At 73.6% G+C, this 4,662-nt stretch carries 4 protein-coding genes and 1 pseudogene; 2 read left to right on the top strand and 3 right to left on the bottom strand.

The window, feature by feature from the left end:
• Positions 1-402, top strand: a pseudogene (locus DW309_RS09185) (galactokinase); the annotation flags it as partial.
• Positions 403-448: 46 nt separating this feature from the next.
• On the top strand, positions 449-1,429 hold the full coding sequence (gene galE / locus DW309_RS09190; protein WP_136045195.1) for a UDP-glucose 4-epimerase GalE: 981 nt from the start codon (positions 449-451) through the stop codon (positions 1,427-1,429).
• A 3-nt stretch (positions 1,430-1,432) separates the two neighbouring features.
• Here galE and DW309_RS09195 read toward each other — a convergent pair whose 3' ends face one another.
• From DW309_RS09195 to DW309_RS09205, 3 genes are all read right to left on the bottom strand, one after another.
• Entirely contained in the window at positions 1,433-2,758 is a 1,326-nt protein-coding gene (locus tag DW309_RS09195; RefSeq protein ID WP_136045196.1) for an MFS transporter, read from the bottom strand.
• Positions 2,755-3,684: a polysaccharide deacetylase family protein gene (locus DW309_RS09200; protein WP_136045197.1), complete on the bottom strand. Its 930-nt coding sequence runs from the start codon at positions 3,682-3,684 to the stop codon at positions 2,755-2,757. Before DW309_RS09200 ends, DW309_RS09195 begins: the two co-directional genes overlap by 4 nt.
• A 17-nt stretch (positions 3,685-3,701) precedes the next feature.
• Positions 3,702-4,662: ROK family protein (locus tag DW309_RS09205; RefSeq protein WP_136045198.1), on the bottom strand; the 961-nt coding region annotated here is incomplete at its 5' end.

Raw genomic sequence — 4,662 nt, forward strand, 5'->3', positions numbered from 1 at the left:
GACCTCGCCCGCGCGCAGGAGCTGCTCGACGACGAGACCTTCCGCCGCGTGCGCCACATCGTCACCGAGAACCAGCGCGTGCGCGACACCGTCACCGTGCTGCGGGCGGAGGGCGCGCGGGCCATCGGCGGCCTGCTCGTCGCCTCGCACGCCTCGATGCGCGACGACTTCGAGATCTCCACCCCCGAGCTCGACACCGCAGTCGACGCCGCGCTCGCCGCCGGTGCCCTGGGGGCGCGCATGACCGGCGGCGGCTTCGGGGGCGCGGCGATCGCGCTCGTGCCGCGCGACGAGGTCGAGGCGGTGACGACCGCCGTGCGCGCCCGGTTCGCCGAGGCCGGATACGCCGAGCCGCACGTGTTCACCGTCAGCCCGTCCGCAGGTCCGCACCGCGACGCCTGACACAATGAGTGGTCGAGCCGCCACGGTCGCGGCAGGAGAGGAACGCATGTCCTGGATCGTCACCGGCGGCGCCGGCTACATCGGCGCCCACGTGGTCCGCGCTCTCGCGGAGGCGGGTCTCACCCCGGTCGTGCTCGACGACCTGTCCAGCGGCGTCGCCTCGTTCGTGCCGGAGGGCGTGCCGTTCGTGCAGGGCAGCATCCTCGACCGCGACCTGGTCGAGAAGGCCCTGCGCGACCACGACGCTGACGGCGTGATCCACGTGGCCGGGTACAAGTACGCGGGGGTCTCCGTCCAGCGCCCGCTGCACACCTACGCGCAGAACGTGGAGGGCACCCGCGTGATCCTGGAGGCCATGCAGGCCGCCGGCGCCGCGAACATCGTGTTCTCCTCCTCGGCCGCCGTGTTCGGCACACCCGACGTGCCGCTCGTGGTGGAGGACACCGCCAAGAAGCCGGCGAGCCCCTACGGGGAGTCGAAGCTGATCGGCGAGTGGCTGCTGCGCGACCAGGCCATCGCCACCGCCGACAGCGAGCGGCCGCTCCGGCAGACCTCGCTGCGCTACTTCAACGTCGTCGGCTCGGCCGACCCCGCGGTGTACGACGTGAGCCCGCACAACCTCTTCCCGATCGTGTTCGAGGCGCTGCTGGAGGGCCGCACCCCGAAGATCTTCGGCGACGACTACGACACCCCCGACGGCACGAACGTGCGCGACTACGTGCACGTGGGCGACATCGCCGCCGCGCACGTGGCCGCCGCGCAGCGCCTCGCGGCGGGCGAGCCCATCGAACCGGCGTACAACCTCGGCTCGGGCGACGGCCTCAGCGTGGCGCAGATCATGGACGCGGTCGCCCGGGTCACGGGCATCGACTTCACGCCCGAGATCGGCCCTCGGCGCCCGGGCGACCCCGACCGCATCGTGGCCACCGGCGAGCTCGCAGCGCGCGACCTCGACTGGCGCATGCGGTACACGGTCGACGAGATGGTGCGCACGGGCTGGGAAGCACGGCGGGCCGCCGGCGCCTGAGCCTCACACGTCGCGGGTGCGGATGGGGTAGAGCCAGAAGCACAGCCACGCGAGCGCGGTGAACCCCAGCGGGATCACGGCCAGCATGAGCCGGATGGCGCCGTCGACCGTGTCGGGCTGCGCCTCGCCGAGCGTCGCGTCGAACCCCGACGCCGTGAGCACGACCGCCGCGACGATCGCCTGCAGCACGACGGAGCCGCGGACGACGAAGCCGTTGACGCCGAAGTACGCGCCCTCCCGCCGATGCCCCGTGCGCGTCGCGTCGTCGTCGATGATCTGCGCCAGCACGACCTCGAGCAGTTGCAGCAGCCCGCCCACGCCCACGCCCACCGCGACGCCGACGAGAGCCGCTCCGAGCACCGACGTGGGGATCAGATACCCGAGCACCGCGACCCCGAACACCGCCACGCTCCACAGCAGGGCCGTGCGGGGGGAGGTGCGGCGGACCACCGTGCTCCACAGCACGATCGACGGGATCGCGGTCACGAAGATCGCACCGAGCAGCAGGCTGCCCTCCCCCTCCGCCGCACCCAGCGAGTACCGCACGTAGAACGGCACCGACGCGAGGATCACCGCGATCGAGGTCTGCACGCACAGCGACCCCAGCACGTACGGCACGAACGCCCGATTGCGGAACGTGTAGGTGAGCTGGTCGCGCCAGCGCATCGCCTCCGACGCCGCCTCCGGCACGCGCCGCTCGATCATGCCGCCGAAGAACGACCACGCCAGCAGCACGAGGCACACCCCGGACAGCACGAGCGCCATGCCCGGCCAGCCGATCGCGTCGTACAGTGCCGGGGCGCCCGCCGTGCCGAGCACCATGCCGAGAATCGCGAAGATCTGCCGCGGCACGTTGCCCCGCGCGCGCTCCTCCGTCGTGCGGAAGATCTCCGGGAACAGCGCCGAGATGTTGAGCACCACCACCACGAACGCGATGTCGTAGACCGCGACCACCACCAGGAACCAGGCGATGAGGCCGTCCGCGGGCAGGTCGGGCGGCATCCACACCAGCGCGAACGCCACCACCAGCGGCACGATGCCGAGGCCGATCCACGGGATGCGGCGGCCCCACGGCGTGCGGATCCGGTCGGACAGCGCGCCCACCAGCGGGTTGAGCGCCGCGTTCAGGATGCCGTGTGCGACCATCGCGACGGCCACCCAGGTGGCGGGCACCGCGAGGTGCGACACGTAGAAGTAGACGACGAACGCGGAGAACGTCTGCGTCATCAGCTGCGTGGGGAACCCGGACGCCCCGAACGCGATCGACTGCGCCCGCGTCGGGGCCGCGTCGAGGCGACGGTCGCGCAGCCGGTCCGCGAGCGCCGTCACCGGGCCGCCCCGCGCTGCAGGTCGCGCAGGTCGCGCCAGCCGACCCGCACGAGGCCCTCGTCGTCGATCGTCTGCTCCACGAGCGGGTCGTCGAGCAGCCGCAGCTCGTAGCCGCGCTTGGCCGCCCCGAAGTCGACGGCGGCGCGCAGCTCGGCGCCGTCGGTCATCGGGTGCAGGTAGATCTCGGTCACGCCGGGCGGCACGGCCCGCAGCACGTCGAGGAACCCGTCGCGCACCCGTTCGTACGTCTCCTCCTGCGCCGTGCCCTCACCGGCCAGCTCGAACGGGTGCGTCCACAGCCGGTCGATGATCTCCACGCCGAGCGCATCGGCGGCGGCCGTGGCCTCCGCGAGCTTCGCCTGCAGCTCCTGGTCGGCCTCCGCGCCCTCCCGGTACCGCGGAAGCCGGAACGGCAGGCCGAGCCGGGCGGCGAGCTCGAACACCGGCCGCAGGAAGTCGCGCCCGCTCTGCAGTCCGTAGACCGAGCCCATGTGGTTGTCGAGGTGGGTGACGTCGACTCCGGCGTCGAGCGCGGCCTGCACCTGCGCCGTCAGCTCGGCGGCCACGTCGGCCTCGGATGCCCCCTGCTCGACCGCGGCGACCTCGTTCGGGAAGAAGCCGTCGCCGTCGACGAGGGTGGTGCCGGGGCCGGTGAGCGGACGCCACCGGTAGCGCCGCCACTCGCTGGTGAGCACGAGGTGCACGCCCACATCGAGGTCGCGTCGACCGGCGGCGAACGTGAGCGCCTCGGGCGCCCAGGCGCACGGGACCATGACGGTCGCGCTGTCGATGCGGCCCCGCTCGAGGAGGCTCCCGATCGCCGTGTTTGCCGCGTGGCACATGCCGAAGTCGTCGGCGTTGAGGATGATCGCCCTGGCACCGGACGGGAGGCCGAGCCGGTCGGCGAGCGGGGGCGGAGTGGTCATGGCGGGTCCTGTCGGGGTCAGCGGCCGGGTCGGGGTGTGGCGGCCGCGGGGGTGAGGAGACGGGAGAAGACGAGCGCGCGCAGGGCGGAGGCCGCCTCGCCCACGACCCCGACGAGCGGAGCCTCCGGGCCGAACGCCGAGACGAGGAACCGGAGCGGCAGCTGCGCGGCGAACTCCTCCGCGACGCGGTCGACCGCCTCCACGAGCGCGGGGTGCGCGGCCTCGCCGCCGAGGATGAACGCCTCGGGGTCGAGCACGAGCGCCACGGTGCCCGCCGCCACCACCAGGCGCCGGCCGATCTCGGCCACCAGCTCGCGCGCCTTCTCGTCGCCCTGCTGCGCGGCTTCGAGGTGGGCCAGCAGCGGCGCCCGCACGTCGAGACCCAGACCGAGCGCGAGGTCGTGCACCACCTCCTCCCCCACGACGGGGGCGCCGATCGGCAGCGGCGACTGCGGCAGGTACATGATCTCGCCCGCGACACCCGAGAAGCCCCGGTGCAGCAGCCCCTCGATCACGATGCCCGCGCCGAGGTCGTCGTCGAGCAGGAACAGGGCGAAGCTGCTCAGCTCGGCCCCCGCCCCCGCCGTCAGCTCCGCGAGCGCGGCCAGGTTCACGTCGTTCTCCACCTGCACCGGGCACCCGAGCGCCGTCTGCAGCGCCGAGCGGAACGCACCGCCGTCCGGGCCCTGGTCGTCGCGGATGCCTCCGTCGGCCGTCACGATGCCGGGCACCCCGACCACCGCGAGGTGCAGCGGGCCGCGCGTGGACTCACGGCACGACGCCACGAGCCCGGCGATGTGCCCGACCCGGTCCCCGGACGAGGGGAACGGCGCGTGCTGCTCGGCCCGCACGGTCCCGGTCGCATCGACCAGCACGACGTGGGCGGCATGATGATCCACGTGCACCGCGGCGGCGACCCCGAGCAGCGGGTGCAGGGCCACGCGCCCCGCGGCGGGACCCCGCGCACCGCGGTCGACA

Origin of the sequence: Microbacterium sp. K41, from assembly GCF_004794395.1 — a bacterium.
Lineage (GTDB): Bacteria > Actinomycetota > Actinomycetes > Actinomycetales > Microbacteriaceae > Microbacterium > Microbacterium sufflavum.

Excerpts from the sequence above, each read along its gene's own strand:
- galE (WP_136045195.1), top strand. The coding sequence starts at position 449 with ATGTCCTGGATCGTCACCGGCGGCGCCGGCTACATCGGCGCCCACGTG.
- DW309_RS09200 (WP_136045197.1), bottom strand. The coding sequence starts at position 3,684 with ATGACCACTCCGCCCCCGCTCGCCGACCGGCTCGGCCTCCCGTCCGGT.